Annotated in this window: 18 protein-coding genes; 12 read left to right on the plus strand and 6 right to left on the minus strand. The window is 58.7% G+C overall.

What is annotated here, in order from left to right:
• Window positions 1–31: 31 nt before the first annotated feature.
• From tldD to BJL95_RS13930, 5 genes are read right to left on the minus strand one after another with little or no spacing between them, the layout of a single operon-like run.
• A complete protein-coding gene (tldD, locus tag BJL95_RS13910) occupies window positions 32–1,471 on the minus strand; it encodes a metalloprotease TldD (protein WP_071158753.1) in 1,440 nt (479 codons plus the stop codon).
• A 39-nt stretch (window positions 1,472–1,510) separates the two neighbouring features.
• A complete protein-coding gene (locus BJL95_RS13915) occupies window positions 1,511–1,975 on the minus strand; it encodes a hypothetical protein (RefSeq protein ID WP_064031489.1) in 465 nt (154 codons plus the stop codon).
• A gap of 4 nt (window positions 1,976–1,979) precedes the next feature.
• Window positions 1,980–2,846, minus strand: a complete 867-nt coding sequence (locus tag BJL95_RS13920) for a 23S rRNA (adenine(2030)-N(6))-methyltransferase RlmJ (RefSeq protein ID WP_064031488.1) — start codon at window positions 2,844–2,846, stop codon at window positions 1,980–1,982.
• 53 nt (window positions 2,847–2,899) lie between these two features.
• Entirely contained in the window at window positions 2,900–3,250 is a 351-nt protein-coding gene (locus BJL95_RS13925; protein ID WP_071158755.1) for a DMT family protein, read from the minus strand.
• Window positions 3,247–4,497 carry a multifunctional CCA addition/repair protein gene (locus BJL95_RS13930; protein ID WP_071158757.1) on the minus strand — a complete coding sequence of 417 codons (1,251 nt, stop codon included), beginning with the start codon at window positions 4,495–4,497 and terminating at the stop codon, window positions 3,247–3,249. The genes BJL95_RS13925 and BJL95_RS13930 overlap by 4 nt, the downstream gene beginning before the upstream one ends.
• Window positions 4,498–4,739: 242 nt before the next feature.
• Here BJL95_RS13930 and pqqA point away from each other — a divergent pair, with 242 nt between their 5' ends.
• The 7 genes from pqqA to pqqE all read left to right on the plus strand — a co-directional run bounded on the left by pqqA (window position 4,740) and on the right by pqqE (window position 9,006).
• Window positions 4,740–4,814 carry a pyrroloquinoline quinone precursor peptide PqqA gene (pqqA, locus tag BJL95_RS24055; RefSeq protein WP_054760176.1) on the plus strand — a complete coding sequence of 25 codons (75 nt, stop codon included), beginning with the start codon at window positions 4,740–4,742 and terminating at the stop codon, window positions 4,812–4,814.
• A 106-nt stretch (window positions 4,815–4,920) separates the two neighbouring features.
• Window positions 4,921–5,832, plus strand: coding sequence for a pyrroloquinoline quinone biosynthesis protein PqqB (pqqB, locus tag BJL95_RS13935; RefSeq protein ID WP_071158759.1), 912 nt, complete (start codon window positions 4,921–4,923; stop codon window positions 5,830–5,832).
• Window positions 5,833–5,844: 12 nt separating this feature from the next.
• Window positions 5,845–6,573: a pyrroloquinoline-quinone synthase PqqC gene (gene pqqC / locus BJL95_RS13940; protein ID WP_071158761.1), complete on the plus strand. Its 729-nt coding sequence runs from the start codon at window positions 5,845–5,847 to the stop codon at window positions 6,571–6,573.
• On the plus strand, window positions 6,573–7,130 hold the full coding sequence (locus BJL95_RS13945) for a Uma2 family endonuclease (RefSeq protein WP_071158763.1): 558 nt from the start codon (window positions 6,573–6,575) through the stop codon (window positions 7,128–7,130). Before pqqC ends, BJL95_RS13945 begins: the two co-directional genes overlap by 1 nt.
• Before the next feature lie 9 nt (window positions 7,131–7,139).
• Entirely contained in the window at window positions 7,140–7,616 is a 477-nt protein-coding gene (locus BJL95_RS13950) for a Uma2 family endonuclease (protein ID WP_071158765.1), read from the plus strand.
• A gap of 9 nt (window positions 7,617–7,625) precedes the next feature.
• Window positions 7,626–7,898 (plus strand): pyrroloquinoline quinone biosynthesis peptide chaperone PqqD, encoded by a 273-nt coding sequence (pqqD, locus tag BJL95_RS13955; RefSeq protein ID WP_071158767.1) that lies wholly within the window; start codon window positions 7,626–7,628, stop codon window positions 7,896–7,898.
• Window positions 7,876–9,006 (plus strand): pyrroloquinoline quinone biosynthesis protein PqqE, encoded by a 1,131-nt coding sequence (gene pqqE / locus BJL95_RS13960; RefSeq protein ID WP_071158770.1) that lies wholly within the window; start codon window positions 7,876–7,878, stop codon window positions 9,004–9,006. The genes pqqD and pqqE overlap by 23 nt, the downstream gene beginning before the upstream one ends.
• 18 nt (window positions 9,007–9,024) lie before the next feature.
• Here the strand turns inward: pqqE and ppa are convergent, their stop codons facing one another.
• The gene (gene ppa / locus BJL95_RS13965; protein WP_064031479.1) at window positions 9,025–9,570 is read right to left on the minus strand and encodes an inorganic diphosphatase; all 546 of its coding nucleotides are present in this window, start codon (window positions 9,568–9,570) and stop codon (window positions 9,025–9,027) included.
• A gap of 70 nt (window positions 9,571–9,640) precedes the next feature.
• Between ppa and BJL95_RS13970 the strand changes: the two genes are divergently transcribed.
• From BJL95_RS13970 to BJL95_RS25190, 5 genes are all read left to right on the plus strand, one after another.
• Window positions 9,641–10,456: a DUF2797 domain-containing protein gene (locus tag BJL95_RS13970; protein ID WP_083386040.1), complete on the plus strand. Its 816-nt coding sequence runs from the start codon at window positions 9,641–9,643 to the stop codon at window positions 10,454–10,456.
• 262 nt (window positions 10,457–10,718) lie between these two features.
• Window positions 10,719–11,162 carry a hypothetical protein gene (locus tag BJL95_RS13975; RefSeq protein ID WP_071158772.1) on the plus strand — a complete coding sequence of 148 codons (444 nt, stop codon included), beginning with the start codon at window positions 10,719–10,721 and terminating at the stop codon, window positions 11,160–11,162.
• Window positions 11,163–11,538: 376 nt separating this feature from the next.
• Window positions 11,539–15,381 carry a CHAT domain-containing protein gene (locus BJL95_RS13980; protein ID WP_071158774.1) on the plus strand — a complete coding sequence of 1,281 codons (3,843 nt, stop codon included), beginning with the start codon at window positions 11,539–11,541 and terminating at the stop codon, window positions 15,379–15,381.
• Between the two features lie 601 nt (window positions 15,382–15,982).
• The gene (locus tag BJL95_RS25185; protein WP_071158778.1) at window positions 15,983–16,288 is read left to right on the plus strand and encodes a hypothetical protein; all 306 of its coding nucleotides are present in this window, start codon (window positions 15,983–15,985) and stop codon (window positions 16,286–16,288) included.
• 410 nt (window positions 16,289–16,698) lie between these two features.
• The gene (locus BJL95_RS25190) at window positions 16,699–16,851 is read left to right on the plus strand and encodes a hypothetical protein (protein WP_175463718.1); all 153 of its coding nucleotides are present in this window, start codon (window positions 16,699–16,701) and stop codon (window positions 16,849–16,851) included.
• The last annotated feature ends 19 nt before the right edge of the window (window positions 16,852–16,870 follow it).

The following is a 16,870-nucleotide window of genomic DNA, read 5'->3' on the forward strand; positions in this document are numbered from 1 at the left end:
GGTTTCGGCCGAAGATCGGTTCGGGATCGGCTTAAACGCCGGTCCCGCCGACGGTCAAACCGTCAATTTTCAGGGTCGGCTGGCCAACGCCGACCGGCACGCTCTGCCCGTCCTTACCGCAGGTGCCGACGCCGCTATCGAGTTGCATGTCGTTACCGACCATGGAAACCTTGGTCAGCACGTCCGGACCGTTGCCGATCAAGGTTGCGCCCTTGACCGGCCGGGTAATTTTGCCGTTTTCTATTAAGTAGGCTTCGCTAGCCGAGAACACAAATTTGCCGGAGGTAATGTCAACCTGTCCGCCGCCGAAATTGCGGGCATACAACCCCTTGGACACCGAGCGGATGATTTCTTCCGGATCGCTTTGCCCCGGCAGCATGTAGGTATTGGTCATCCGCGGCATCGGCAAGTGGGCGTAGGATTCGCGGCGGCCGTTACCGGTCGGCTTGACCCCCATCAAATGGGCGTTCAACCGGTCCTGCATGTAACCGCGCAGGATGCCGTTTTCGATCAATACCGTATTCTCGGTCGGCGTGCCTTCGTCGTCGATACTGAGCGAACCGCGCCGCCCCGGCAGTGTGCCGTCGTCGACGACCGTGCATAAGTCCGATGCCACCCTTTCGCCGACCCGCCCACTGAAAGCGGAGGTGCCCTTGCGGTTAAAGTCGCCTTCCAGACCGTGTCCGATCGCTTCGTGCAGCAAAATGCCCGGCCAGCCGGCCCCCAACACCACCGTCATGTTGCCGGCCGGCGCCTCGCCGGCTTGCAAATTGACCTGAGCCTGGCGCACCGCCTCCCGGCCGTAATCGAAGGCGCGATCGCCCTCCAGAAAATAGCTGTAATCGCTGCGACCGCCGCCGCCCATGCTGCCTTGTTCGCGACGGCCGTCTTCGACCATGATCACCGATACGTTCATCCTGACCAGCGGCCGGACATCGGCAACCAAGCCGCCATCCTGATCCGCGATCAACACCGTGTCGTAGGCCGCCACCAGACTAACCATGACTTCCTCGATCCGGCTGTCCAGTTTACGGGTTTCGCTATCCACCCGCTTCAGCAGATCGATCTTGGCCTGGTCGTCAAGCGATTTCAACGGATTCATCGGCTGGTACAAACTCGGCCAACTCGCCGCGGTATCGATGCGGTGCCGGGTATTTTGGCCTTGTCGGACGATGGCTTTAACGTTGTTGGCCGCTTCCAGCAAGATCGGCAGTTCGATACGGTCGCTATAGGCAAAACCGGTTTTATCGCCGCTGACCACCCGCACGCCGGCGCCGTGCTCGATCGAATGACTGCCTTCCTTGACGATGCCGCCCTCGAGCGACCAGGATTCGAAATGGCTGGATTGAAAATAAATGTCGGCGGCATCGACCGGCGCGCCCAGCAGAGCGGCCATCACCCGGTCTACGTCTTGAACTTGCAGGCCGTTTGCGGCCAGGATGGAGTCGGTAACTTGATCGAGTAGGGACATGAATGAGTTAAAGTTTATAGGTTCCGGCGGCCAGGCTGCTCAGATGACGAAAAAAGAAGCAATATAACCGACCGCGACCACGACCACCAGCAACGCGGCTTTATGAGTCAGCGTCAACGATTGCCAATACAACTCGTATTCGGTTTTCCGGCGAACCCAGCATTCGCTCAGCCACAGTTTGAACGTCAGCCAAATCCTCGGCATGATTTTCCACAAACGGTACAAGGCGTAACCGATCATGGACATCAAAATGTAAAAAGTCACGACTTGACTGCCGTGACGACCGGTATCGAACAGAAACTCGACCACCTCGCCGATATTCAGGATGTGAAACGCCACCTCGACCGCTTCTTCGATACCCAGTTCTATCCATTCGAACGCGCCGTGCAGTAATTCGAACAACAAATGAAACAACTCGCCCAACAACTCCAGCGTGATGTCGTACATGACGATCGCCAGCACGATGAAACCGACGATAATTAAGTCGAGATGTCTTCTAAGCATTGATTCAGTTCCTGTCCGCCGCCGATGCGACCGTTTCCGGCACCTGCCAATCCACCCGCCACTGGCCTCGCCCGGCCGCCAGCACGCCATCCAGCCAAGGCAACAATTCCTCGGCCTGCCGATCGAGTTGCCAGGGCGGATTAAAGAAGACCATTCCGGCTCCGGTCATCCCTCTGCCCGCCGTATCGGCTGCGACACAATGCTCGATGCGCAATTGCTTTGGAATGCCGGTCGCGACCAAAAGCCGCATAAAGCGCTCGGTTGCGTCTCTATCGATCACCGGATACCAAAGCGCGTAAACGCCGCCGGCAAACCGGTGGTAAGCGGCCGCCAGCGCTTGAACCACGGCTTGATATTCGCTCTTCAGTTCGTAACTCGGATCGATCAGAATCAGGGCGCGCTTCTGAATCGGCGGCAATTTTTTGCCCAACATTCGCAAACCGTCTTCTTTTGCCACCGTCACCTGATTGTCTCCGGCATATAGTTGTTGTAAGACCTGAAAGTCGCTGGTATGCAATTCCGACAATGATAACCGATCTTGCGACCTGACCAAGCGTCTTACCAGCTGCGGCGAGCCGGGATAGCGCGCCAGACGGTTTCCGGTATTTTCGGCCCTGACCGCCGCCAAATAATCGCGCAGCAAGGGTAACGGTTGTTTTTCGTCCCAAAGTCGGGCGATGCCCTCGCGGTATTCACCGGTTTTCTGGGCAAACTCCGATTTAAGCGCATATTTGCCGGCCCCGGCGTGCGTGTCGATGTACACGAAGGGCTTGACCTTTTGCTTGAGCGCGGCGATCGCCAGACTAAGCAAACTGTGCTTTAAAACATCCGCGAAATTGCCGGCGTGAAACCCGTGGCGATAGCTGAGCATGCGCTAACCTAAAAAGAGAACAGAAAGGGACTCCGGCAAACCGCAACCATCGCCTATCCCAATTTGGAACGAAACATGAAATACACCGCGCCCAGCAGACACAGACCGGCCCAGAGGTAATCGAGTTTCAGCGGTTCTTTCAGGTAATAAACGGAGAACGGCACGAACACGCTCAACGCGATCACTTCCTGAACGATTTTCAACTGGCCGACGCTCAAGGCGGTGTAGCCGATGCGATTGGCCGGCACTTGAAACAAATACTCGAACAGCGCGACGCCCCAACTGACCAGGGCCGCCAGCAACCAATGCCGACCGTTCAATTCCTTCAAATGGGCGTACCAGGCGAAAGTCATGAATACATTGCTGCAAACCAGCAACCCGGCGGACGTTAAAATCGCGTTCATGCGCTTAGCGGCTGCTCCGCGGCCAAGCGCCGCTGTTTGAATTGCTGGATTCCGGCAATGCGCAGCTGCCGGATCGCCGCGCCGATTTGCGGGCCGGATGCGCCGTTTTGAGTAGCCGACGTCGTATCGACCGCCATCGCGGCGGCGGCGGCCTCGCGCAGATAGGCGGCTTGGGGATAGTCGCGCTGTTCGAAACCGGTTCGGCCGCGCGCGTCGGCTTCGCAAGCCAGAATAAAATCCTCCAGGCAGCTGTCCGGCTTGAACGCGCCGATCGCCTGCAACATGTCGACCAGCGTGTCGGGCCGCAACTCCAAAACCCGGTGGCAGTGGGTATGGTAGGCCATGACGTGGGCCGCCAGCGTTTTGTGGACCTTAGGCACCCGCAAACGTTCGCAAAAACGCTCCAGCACCGGCAAACCTTTTTGTTCGTGGCCGTGATGGCTAGGCCAGAAATGGCTGGGCGTCAGCGCCTTACCCAAATCGTGCAGCAAGGCCGCCAAACGAACCTCGGCGCTGGTGGACAATTTAGCCGCTTGTTCCAACACCATCAGAGCATGAATGCCGGTATCGATTTCCGGATGGTGTTTTTCCGGCTGGGGCACGCCAAACAAGGCGTCGATTTCCGGGAAGATCGCCTTCAATGCGCCGCAATCGCGCAACACTTGAAAAAACGCCGCCGGACGCGGTTCCACTAAAGCCTTGGACAATTCCGCCCAAACCCGCTCGGCTACCAAATAATCGGCCTCGCCGGCCGCGACCATGTCCGCCATCAAGGCCATCGTCTCGTCGGCCACGACAAAGCCCAAGTGAGCGTAACGTGCCGAGAACCGCGCCACCCGCAGAATCCTCACCGGATCTTCGCAAAACGCCGGCGAAACGTGCCGCAACAAACGATTTTGCAAGTCGCGTTGGCCGTTGTAGGGATCGATCAACCGTCCGTCGGCGTCGAGCGCCATCGCATTGACCGTCAAATCGCGGCGTAATAAATCTTCGTCCAGCGTCACTTCGGGCGAAGCGTCGATGGCAAATCCTTTGTAACCCGGAGCGGTTTTGCGCTCGGTGCGAGCCAGGGCGTATTCCTCGTGAGTCTGGGGATGCAAAAACACCGGAAAATCCTTACCGACCGGTCGAAACCCTCGCGACAACATGGCCTCGGCGGTTTCGCCAACCACCAGCCAATCGCGCTCCGTCACCGGAAGATCCAGCAAACGATCACGCACCGCGCCGCCGACCAGATAGGTTTTCATGCACTTGAAACTCACCGCTTAATGACCAGTGCAACAGTATAAAGGACTCCCGCCGAGAGCGTCTGGCTTATTCCACCGCAAACACCCCAGCGCCGGGAACTTACGCCGGGTAGCGCGCTCGAAAAGCCCGCTACCCGAGGACGATTTGCGTCAGTTGCGGAATAAAACGCTTCATCGTATACTTCGGGTAGCTTTCTTGATCAAGCTAGCACACTACAACAAAGCCTCTGGAGGGTATACAAATGAAATGGGAAACACCTGCTTACAATGACATGCGTTTCGGCTTCGAAGTCACCATGTACATCTACAACCGTTAATCGCAACGGTTGTTCCTAAAAAGGGGCAATTTTCCTGCCCCTTTTTTTTGCCTGGCGTTTTTGAATCCCGTATCATGCGGCGCTCTTTCATTCACGCGAATCACTCATGAAAATCAGAGTTCTCGGCGCCGGCGCCGGCGGCGGTTTCCCGCAATGGAATTGCAATTGCGACAATTGCGGCCGTTACCGCAGAGGCGAATTCAACGGCAAGGCCCGCACCCAATCGTCGATTGCCGTCAGCAGCGACGGACGCAACTGGTTGCTGTTCAACACCTCGCCCGATATTCGGGCCCAACTGGAAGCCTTTCCGGCCATCCAGCCCAAAACCGGCATCCGCGACACCGGCATCAAGGCCGTTTTGTTGATCGACAGTCAAATCGACCACACCACCGGCATGCTGATGCTGCGCGAAGGCAAGCCTTTGGAAGTGTATTGCACCGAGATGGTCAAGCAAGATCTGACCAGCGGTTTCCCGCTGTTCACGATGCTGAAAGACTATTGCACCGTCAACCATCATCCGATTGCCTGCGACGAAACGCCGTTCGAGATTCCCGGCATAGACGACATTCGCATTTACGCCCATGCCCTGAAGAGCAAAGCGCCGCCGTATTCGCCGCACCGCCACGATCCGCATGACGGCGACAACATCGGCGTCGTCGTCGAACAAATTTCCACCGGCAAGAAGCTGTATTACGCACCGGGCCTCGGCGAAATAGAACCGCAGGTCATGGCGGCGATGCAAAGCGTCGATTGCCTGATGGTAGACGGCACTTTCTGGACCGACGATGAAATGGTGGTGCGCAACATCAGCCACAAACACGCCCGCGAAATCGGCCACTTGCCGCAATCCGGCGCCGGCGGGATGATCGATGTATTGAACGGCGTACCGAACGCCCGCAAGATTTTGATACATATCAATAACACCAACCCGATTCTCGACGAAGATTCGCCGGAGCGTAAAACCCTGGATGCCAACGGCATCGAAGTGGCTTACGACGGACTGGAAATTGACTTATAACCAAGGTGTTACATGACTGCAGATAATCAACCCTGGAGCCGCGAAGAATTCGAAGCGAAACTGCGCGGCATGGAAAAGTTCTACCACATTCATCATCCGATGCACACGCTGATGAATGAAGGCAAGCTGACCAAGCAACAATTGCAAGGCTGGGTCGCCAACCGCTTTTATTACCAGGTGATGATTCCGATCAAGGACGCCAATATCATGGCCAATTGCCCGGACCGCGAAACCCGCGCCAAATGGGTACAGCGCATTCTGGACCACGACGGCCATCCCGGCGACCCAGGCGGCATCGAGGCCTGGATACGTTTAGGCATCGCAGTCGGCTTGACTCGGGAAGAGATTACTTCGCTGGAACACGTGCTACCCGGCGTGCGCTTTGCCGTGGACGCCTACGTCAATTTCGCCCGCCGCGCCGAATGGCACGAAGCCGCCAGTTCGTCGCTGACGGAACTATTCGCCCCGAAAATTCATCAACAACGCCTGGACAATTGGCCGGACGTGTATCCTTGGGTCGAACAAGAGGGTTACACTTACTTCCGCAAGCGCCTGACCGAAGCCCGCCGCGATGTCGAGCATGGACTGGAATTGACGCTGGACTGGTACAAAACCCGCGAACAGCAAGAACGCATGGTGCAAATTCTGAAATTTAAACTGGATGTATTGTGGAGCATGGCCGATGCGATGTATCTGGCTTATGTCGCCGACATGCCGCCGTATTTCAATATCGAGCAATAATGCAAACAGCATTGCAGCAGCACCTCACCGCCGAAGACTACCTAGCCTGGGAGGAAACCCAAGTCGAGAAGCATGAATTCGTGGCGGGAGAAGTGTTTGCGATGGTTGGAGCGCGGCAGGACCATGTGGTCGTCTGCGGCAATATCTTTGCAGGCTTGAAGCAACGCTTGCGCGGCACACCTTGCCGGCCTTATGTTGCGGATCTGAAATTAAAGGTCGAAGCCGCCGACGCCTTTTTTTACCCCGACGTGATGGTGTCCTGCCATCCCGGAGACTTGAGCAACCAGCAATATATTTCCAACCCATTACTGGTCGTCGAAGTCTTGTCCGAATCGACCGCCGCTTACGACCGCGGCGGCAAATTCGCCGCCTACCGTAAGCTCGATTCGCTGAAGGAATATTTGATTGTCGACATCGAAGCCCGCCGGGTCGAGTGCTTCCGCCGCACCGCCGACAACGATTGGTTGCTGCATGATTACGTCGGTGACGTCGATTGCCTACTAAGCAGCCTCGGCATTCGCATACCGATGAGCGAAATTTTTGAAGATATTGCTTAGGAGGCAATCATGCGCTGGCAAGATGTACTCGCAGATCCATCGCTACAAAATCTGCCTTATAAAATCGAATTGAACGAAAAGGGGGTCATCGAAATGTCACCCGCATCATTCAGTCATAGCCGGTTGCAAGCCAAAATCGCCGTGCAATTATCGCTACAATTGGGCGGCGAAGTATTTACCGAATTGGCGATCCAAACCAGCCAAGGCGTCCGGGTTCCCGATGTCGCCTGGGGATCGGAAAGCTATACCCTGATGCATCAAGCCGAATTGTGGGCGTCTTCCGCCCCCGAACTGTGTGTCGAAATCCTGTCGCCCTCAAACACCGCCAAAGACATGCTGGAACGGGTCGAGCTATTCCTGCAAGCGGGTGCCATCGAAGTCTGGTTGGTCGAAGAAAACGGCACCGTCAGCCAGTACGACAGCACCGGCCAGATCACGACATCCCGATTCGCGGCCAATTTACATCATTGCTTTGCCAGCCATTGACATTAACCCATGAGCCTTAACCCCGACCAAATCCTACAATTCTCGCCGCTGCACCGCCTGCAATGGGAAGAAGCCCAACAAAAATACGTGATTCTTTATCCCGAGGGCATGGTCGAACTCAACCAAAGCTCGGCGGAAATCCTCAAGCTGTGCGACGGCGCGCATAATCCGGCGCAAATCGTCGCAGAGCTGGAAGCCAAATTCCAAGCCTCGGGCCTTGCCAACGACATCCACAATTTCCTGAATATCGCGCTGCAAAATGGCTGGATCAAACAAGGCTAACATCACCCCGCCGCGCTGGCTGCTGGCGGAACTGAGCTACAAGTGTCCGCTGCAATGTCCGTATTGCTCGAATCCGCTGGATTACGCCAAATATCCGGACGAACTTAGCACCGACGACTGGAAGCGGGTGCTCAGCCAAGCCCGTAAAATGGGCGCGGTGCAACTGGGTTTTTCCGGCGGCGAGCCGCTCACCCGCCAAGACTTGGTGGAACTGGTAGGCCACGCCCGCGAGCTGGGTTATTACTCCAATCTGATCACCTCCGGCTACGGCCTGACCGAACAGAAAATCGTCGACTTGAAGCAGGCCGGCCTAGACCATATCCAAATCAGCATACAGGCCAGCACTCAAGAGCTCAACGACCACATCGCCGGTACCGCGACCTACGAACATAAACAGGAAGTCGCTCGCCTGATCAAGAAACACGGCTACCCGATGGTGCTCTGCGTGGTCATCCACCGCGAAAACATTCATCAGATGCCACAGATTCTGGAAATGGCCGAAAATCTTGGCGCCGATTATCTGGAACTGGCCAACACCCAATACTACGGCTGGGCCCATATCAACCGCGATGCGCTGTTGCCGACCAAGGAACAGTTCGAGGAAGCCGAAAAGATCGCCCAGGCCTACAAGGAAAAAGTCGCCGGCAAGATGAAGATTTACTACGTCGTGCCGGACTTTTACGAAGACCGCCCCAAAGCCTGCATGAACGGCTGGGGCACCACGTTTTTGACCATCGCCCCGGACGGCACCGCGCTGCCTTGCCATTCCGCCCGCGAATTGCCGGACCTGGATTGCCCCAATGTCAAGGATTACAGCATCGAGCAGATCTGGAACGAGTCGAAAACCTTCAATTTCTTCCGCGGCACCGAATGGATGCAAGAGCCTTGCCGCAGTTGCGACGAAAAAGGCAAGGACTTCGGCGGTTGCCGCTGTCAGGCTTTCCAGTTCAACGGCGACATGTACAGCACCGACCCGGTCTGCGGCAAATCACCGGAGCGGCACCGCATTGATGCGGCGATCGCCTCGGCACGAGAACTGACCTTATCCGGCGACGAAAAACCGCTGGTGTTCCGCAACAGTAAAAACTCGAAAAACCTGTTCGGTTAATCCGCCAATCGCCGGCGCTCAGCGTCGGCTGCTATGCGAGTTTTTGTAACGTTCGATACCTTCCAGGATTTCATTTCTGGCGTCCTCGACGCCGCCCCAACCTTCCACCCTGACCCATTTGCCGTCTTCCAGGTCCTTGTAATGCTGAAAAAAATGGGTGATTTTCGCCAGCTTGTCCGGCTGCAAGTCCCGGTAGTCGGTCACGTGATTGTAAAACGGCGTTAGCTGCGGCATCGGCACCGCCAACAGCTTCGGATCGGGTCCGGCCTCGTCCACCATCTTCAATATCCCGACCGGCCGGCAGTGGATCACGCAGCCGCTCAGCAGCGGCGCGGGGGTGATAATCATCACATCGACCGGATCGCCGTCCTCGGACAAGGTTTGCGGAATGTAGCCGTAATTGCAGGGATATTGCATCGCGGTACCCATGAAGCGGTCCACCGTCAACGCACCGGTGTGTTTATCCACTTCGTATTTAACCGGATCGCTGAAAGCCGGAATTTCGACCACTACATTCATTTCGAACGGTACGTTGCCGCCGGCGGCGACTTGCATAAACGACATCAAATCCTCTTTGAGCACGTGGGAAAGGCTGTCATTATAGTCGCTGTTCCCCAGTCTTCAGGATAAACAGGTGATAGGCAGTCTGGAAAAAATGCGCGGCGCGCTGGCCAATCCGGTGCAATACAGCTTGCCGGTCGGCGAGCAACAACTCCCGTTAAACCCGCTGATCGGCAAAACTTTGACGCTACGTCATACCGGAAAAATCTTTTGCGTGCATTGCGGCAATAAGACCAAGAAAAGTTTTAACCAAGGCTATTGCTACCCTTGTTTCATAAAGCTAGCACAATGCGATATGTGCATCGTCAAACCGGAAACCTGCCACTACGCCGCCGGCACCTGCCGCGAACCGAGCTGGGGCGAGGAATTCTGTTTTCAACCGCACATCGTCTACCTGGCCAATTCCTCCGGCATCAAGGTCGGCATCACCCGCCGATCGCAAATTCCGACTCGCTGGATAGACCAGGGCGCCGTACAAGCCATTCCGGTATTCGAAGTCGCCTCCCGCCACTTGTCCGGCCTGATCGAAGTCGCGCTGGCCGAACACGTCAGCGACAAAACCAGTTGGCAGCAAATGCTGAAAAACAACACCGTCGAACTGGACCTGCCGGCCTTGCGCGACCAACTGCTGGATAAATGCCAAACCGAACTGGCCGCCATTAACGAACGTTTCGCCGAGCAGCCGCCGACGCTGCTGTCCGACGCCGAAGCGGTGCAGTTGGAATACCCGGTGCTGGAATACCCGACCAAGGTCAAATCCTTCAATATGGACAAAGATCCGAGCGTGGCCGGCACCTTGCTCGGCATCAAAGGCCAATACCTGATTTTCGACAACGGCGTCATCAACATCCGCAAATACGCCGGCTACGAAATCGAAGCCGAAACCTGAGTCTCAAAACGGTAGGCCCTCCCCCGGCAACCCATGCCGTTAAGTTAAACCGTTCGTGGTGAGCTTGTCGAACCATGGACGGTTTAACCCTCCACCCTTCGACCATGCTCAGGACGAACGGTTAATCCGCCCCTTAACTTTACGGTATCGTCCCGGCGACAACCGGCAAGTTGCGGCCCGCCGGCTCGGCGGTTTACACTGCGGCCGTTAGCCGCGCCGCCGTCCGGGCGCGATTTTTGTTCGCCACGCTCAAGGATCTCGCATGACAGCGTTAAACCCCGACACCCTCACCGAACTGGCCGAGCAAGTGGAAACCCAGCTCGCCGCCTTGCGCCTTGCCGGCAGCGCAGCCGGATTGGCCCGAACCAAAGAAGCCGAACCGTCCGGCCGTCCCGACGACGCCGAACAACGCGCCGTAGTCGAACACGCCGCCGGCGAAAGCTTTGGCGTATTCTGGGAAAAGTTTCGCGGCAAGCTGCGCGACGATCTGTGCCTGGAAGGCGGCTATCTGCACGGCCAATGGCAAAAATGGCAAGACCTCAGCGCCAAGGACACCGTGGAACGCAGTTACTTCTGGCTGGCCGCGCTGGGCATTGCCGGCTCGGCATTGAATCCGGCGGCGGTGGCGATTTCGGTGATCGTGCTCAACACCCTGACCAGCATCGGCATCAAAGCCATTTGCGACGATTGCGGCAACGCGGATTGATTCGCTCCACTGGCATGCAGCGGTTGGCGGCGATTAGATCGCGGTTCGAGGCGGCGCGCCCTTCGACGGGCTCGGGCCGAACGGTTATTGAAGGCCGTTTGATGGTTCAGCGCGCTGTTCGCGGCCGGCACAACGAAGCGCTTGCAGCGCGTCTGCCCCGCCGCACCCGGGAAACTTGTCAATCCGCTTCCGGCGTCCGGCGGCAACAACCCGCTCGCGGCGAGCTCGGCAATCCATTCGTGATGAGCCCTGCAACCCACTCGCGACGAGCCCACAATCCATTCGCGGCTAGCCCGGCAACCCGCTCGACGCCAATGACCGACGGATACCACCCAACCGCCACATTTAACTTAACCCAACCGCCCAGGACGCCGCGATGAGTTTGGAACTAAACCTGCGTTTCCCCAAGCCCGACCAAGTCATCGTGCGCCTGGGCGACAACGAAACCGAGGCCCTGCCGTTTAGCAACCCGATCACGGCCAAGGACCGCGACGACTTGCGCTGGTACGTGGAAGTCTACGCCGCCCATGCCCTCGGCGATCCGGACGACCGGGAAGCGCTACGCATCAAGAACCGCTTGCCGCTGCTGGGCAAGGCCTTGTTCGACGCGGTATTCGGCCAGCGCGAAGCCCAACGCCTGTTCAACGAATTTCAGGATGCGCGCGGCGCCGCACGGTTGCTGACCGTCGGCGCCGACCACCCGGCAATCCTCGGCCTGCCGTGGGAACTGCTGCACGACCCCAGCGCGCCGGACGGCACCTTTCTGTACCACGAAGCCCTCAGCATCCGCCGCCGCTATGCCGGCGCCGCCAAGGGCCGCCCACCCCACAAAATCCAAACCAAGGACCAACTGCATTTGCTGATGGTGGTCAGCCGGCCGCAAGACGCCGGCTTCATCGACCCGCGCGCCGACGCCGAAGCGGTACTGGATGCCATCGATCAACACGCGCCGGGCCGGATTAGCGTGGAGTTTCTGCGTCCGGCCACATTGGATGCCTTGCTGGAGCGCCTGGAAGACGACCGGCGGCCGGCCATCGACATCCTGCATTTCGACGGCCACGGGGTGTTCGATAAAAGCGGTGGCATCCTGAATAAGGCCAAAACCGCCGGCGGCGGGCACGGCCCGTTCAAAGAAGGCGAAGCCGGCGGCGCGCCCAACACCGGCTATTTACTGTTCGAAGACAACGACGGCCAAGCGGCGCTGCTGTCGGCGGCGCAACTGGGGCAAAACCTGCACCGAAAAGAAGTTGGCCTGGTGATCCTGTCCGCCTGCCAATCGGCCGCCCACGGCGACGGTGACGAACCGCTGGGCAGCGTCGCCGCCCGGCTAACCGCCGCCGGTATCCCGGCGGTATTGGCGATGAGCCATTCGGTGCTGGTGCCGACCACCCAGGCCTTATTCGGCGAGTTCTACCAACACCTGGCAAAAGGCCGCGGCCTGGGCGCCGCCTTGGACAAGGCCAGACGCTATCTGGACAATCACCCTGAAAAATACGAACTGCAACTCGGCGGACAAGCCATCGCGCTTAAATTGCACGACTGGTTCATTCCCACCCTCTACCACGCCGGCGCCGACAGCCCACTGCTAAGCGCCGCGCCGGCGGCGGCGGCGGCGGAAATACCGAACGACTTACCGGCCCGGCCGGAAGCCGGCTTCTTCGGCCGCCGCCGCGAGCTGTGGCAAATCGAACGCGGCTTCGCCGGCCAGGCCCGCCGTATCAGCATTAGCGATTTCGGCGGCCAGGGCAAAACCGCGCTGGCCTTGGAGGCCGGCCGTTGGCTGTTGCGCACCGGCTTGTTCCGGCGCGCCGTGTTCGTCAATTACGCCGAAACCGCCAGCCGCGACGCGGTCGCCGTCGCGGTGGCGGCCTTGGCGGTAGTGTTGCAACACAGCCTGAGCGATGCCGACGCCACCACAGCGGCTCTGCGCAACGCGCCGCCCTGTTTAATCATTTTGGATAATCTGGAAAGCCTGGAGCCCGACGCGTTAACAGCGCTGCTGGACGCCGCGCGGGCCTGGTCGGACGCCGGCGCGAGCCGGCTGCTGCTGACCAGCCGCCGCCCGGACTTCAACCATCCGGGCTACCCCGGCCACGGCAGCTTAAAGCATCTCGCCATTGCTCTCGGCGGCCTGGGCAGCCGGGCCGAACCGGACGATGCGCTGGCCTGGCACGCCCAACTCAACCGGCTACCGCCGGCGCCCAGCCAGCCGGCGCCTACCCGCAACGCCTTGGTGGCACTGTTTGCGCTGGTGGATTTTCACCCGCTGTCGATCCGGGTGCTGAGCGCGCAATTAAAAACCCGCCGCATCGCCGAGCTGGGAGACCGGCTGGAGCAACTGCTGAATCAAACCAACCCCAACGGCCTGGATCAAGACCACCCGGCTGCGCTGGTGGTCTCGCTGCAATTGTCGCTGGAAAAACTCGATGCCGCCGCCCGCGCGCTGCTGCCTAGGCTGGGCGTGTTTCAGGGCGGGGCAATGGAACCCGACTTGCTAGCGATCAGCGAAATCCCGACCGCCGACTGGCCGGCATTACGGGAACAACTGCAAGCCGCCGCGCTGCTCGGCGCCGAAAGCCTGCCCGAGGTCAATCCACCGTTTCTACGCTTTCACCCGACTCTGGCGCCGTTGCTGTGGCAGGAACTGGACCAGGCTCAACGCGATACGCTGACCGCCGCCCATCGCCAGCAATACTACGGTTTGGCGAATGATTTGTACAACGAAGACAGCCGCAACCCGCATGCCGCCCGCGCCATCGCCCGCCGCGAACTGCCCAATCTGCTGTTCGCGTTACGCGGGGCTTTGCAAGCCGGCGAGCCGCAAGCGGTAGACTTTGCCATTAGCGTGAACTGGTTTTTGAATTATTTTGGCTTGCGCCGGGAACAGGCCGAATTGGCGCGGCTGACCGAACAGCAGGCCGGCGCGGTCGGATCGGATAGCTGGTATCTGGCACAAAGTAATCGCGGCAAGCAATTATGGGCCGCTGGCCGAATCGGCGAAGCGATCGCCGTGTTCGAACAGCTATTGGCCGGATTGGGCGACAGCGCCAGTGTCCGGCGGGCACAAACTTTGGGCCGCTTGGGACGCTGTTTTAACGCCGGCGGCCGGCCGGATTTGGCCGCCGACTATCAGCAACAAGCCTTGGCGATGCTGGCCGAACTGCCGCCTAGCGATAACGTGAAACGGCAAACCGGCGTGCGCTGGACTGGTCTGGCCGATGCTTTGAGAGATCTGGGCCGCTATGCCGAGGCCCGACTAGCCTATCTAGCGGGGTTGAAGATAGACGAAGAGTTGCAGGATTTGCGCGGCCAAGGCGTGACGCTTGGCCAATTGGGCCAGTTAGCAATGCTGGAAGGCCAACATGACGAAGCGTTGCAACGCAATCGTGATGCCTTGCAATTGTTCCAAGGCCTGAACGAACCGGCCAGTGTAGCGGTGGCTTGGCATCAACTGGGCATGGTTTATTCGGAGACCCAACAATGGCCGGACGCCGAAGACTGTTACCGCCAGTCGGCCGAAATCGAGGAAGCCTTGGGCAATAAAAGCGGCGCGGCAAGCACCTGGAATCAGTTAGCAAGAGTTAACGAGAGTCAAGACAAGCCGGCGGCGGCGGAAACTTGGTATCGCAAGGCGATAGCCCAGCGTCGCCAAGACAATGACAAGTTGAGTTTGGCGCGCAGCTTGAACAATCTCGCCGGTCTGTTGCAAAGCCAGAGCAATCGTATGGACGAAGCCCGCGTGCTGGCCGATGAAGCCTTAAAGCTGAAACAAACCCTGGAACCCGGCGCGGCGGAAATTTGGACGACTTATCAACTCCTGGCCAATATCGCCGCCCGCCAAGCCGCGGCCATCGGGGATGCGGCAGATCTGCTGCGCCAAGCCCAAGTTTACCGCCGCCAGGCGCGCGAGACCTATCGGGCCTATCCCGGTAATAGGGTGTTTTTACAGAAATACGCGTTCTTGATCCTGGCCTGGTGCGACGGCGATGCGGCCAGCCGAGCCGACGTGCTGGCCTGGTTAGAACAACGAAATTACAGCGCGTTGGCCGAGGCTCTGAGCCGCCTACAAGCCGGCGAAAGCGACGCCGAAGCCTTGCTGGACGCATTGGGTTATCAAGACGGCCTGATCCTCGGCACCATCCTGCAAGGCCTGGCCGAGCCGGCCAGCCTGGACGGTTTGCGCGAGTTGCCGGATGGTGGCTCGGCGGGTGACGGGTGAGGCCCCCTTCGGCTCCGCTCAGGGCGAGCTCTTCGGCTTCTCGCAGAACAGGCCCTTAGACCCCCACTCAGGACAGCCCTTCGACTCCGCTCAGGGCAAGCCCTTAGTCTCCGCTCTGGACAAGCCCTTAGTCTCCGCTCTGGACAAGCCCTTAGTCTCCGCTCTGGGCAAGCCCTTAGTCTCCGCTCTGGGCACGCCCTTACCGTAATGGACATTCCGGACGGGCGTTCGCACGGTCCGGGCGAATAACAGGGCGAGCTGAGGTTACAACGGCCTGTGGCCTTGAAAAAACTCCGCGTCGCTTATCGTAAACCGGCCGCAACATTCGACCGTCGATACCGACGGCTCGGCGGCCCCCACCAGCAATCCGGCGATCCGCGCTAGCGGCTCAGCGGAACGCGGCGTCGAACCATTCGACCGTGCCAACGACTCACCGGAACGCACCGTCGAACCATCCGACCGCGCCAACGACTCACCGGAACGTACCGTCGAACCATTCGACCGCGCCAACGACTCACCGGAACGTACCGTAGAACCATCCAACCGCGCCAACGACTCACCGGAACGCACCGTCGAACCGTTCGACCGCGCCAACGACTCATTGGAACGTACCTTCGAACCGTTCGACCGCGCCAACGGCTCGCCGGAATGTGCCTTCGAACCATCCGACCGCGCCAACGGCCCGCCGGAACGTACCATCGAACCATTCGACCGCGCCAACGGCCCGCCGGAACGTACCGTCGAACCGTTCGACCGCGCCAACGACTCGGCGGAATGTGCCAACGACCGAAAATCCCGCGAGGTGCGGCGAAACGTCGGTGCCACGGTAGAGTTTTCCAGGGCCGTAGGGTGGATATGCGAAGCGTCATCCACCATACAACTTTTATTATTTGAATGGCTGATTTGAATTGGAATAGACATCCCCACGTCAGTTGACCGATTTTCGCGGGTAGGGCTTGCAGACCGCCCGTCAGCGATTCGGACTTGGCGGACTTGCCGCATACCTCGGCCACCCGCTCGCTTCACGGCTTTTGTCTATCGACCATCCGATGCTAATCAACCTCGAATGCCTGAGTTCATTGGGCCTGAATTTTATCGCCGGCCAAGTCCCGAACGCCACGCCGGCTTCGAAGGCCCGTGAATGTTTTCTTCTCGGTTTTTTGGACGTTTTCCGCGCCGTGGCGCGGTCCGGGCGGACGTTCAAAAGTCGCAAAGTTTTTCGCTTAATTTTACCTTGTCAGATTCTCGGTAGTGCTCGTCATTTCGGCAGGGATTGCCGAAATCCAGACCCCACGGACGGATCGAAGCTTGCCATCCATGGCACTGGATGCCCGCATCCCGGCGGGCATGACGGCGTTGTTTAAATCCGACAAAGTAAAATTAAGCGGCTGTTCAATTTTTCTGGGCCGGCTACAGGATGAAGATGTGATTAAAAAGGTCGATGGGATGTGGGATCGCTGGTTGGTTTAGGCTAGACTTCCCGCTTTAC

Source organism: Methylomonas sp. LWB, assembly GCF_001856095.1.
In the GTDB taxonomy this organism is placed as follows: Bacteria; Pseudomonadota; Gammaproteobacteria; order Methylococcales; family Methylomonadaceae; genus Methylomonas; species Methylomonas koyamae_A.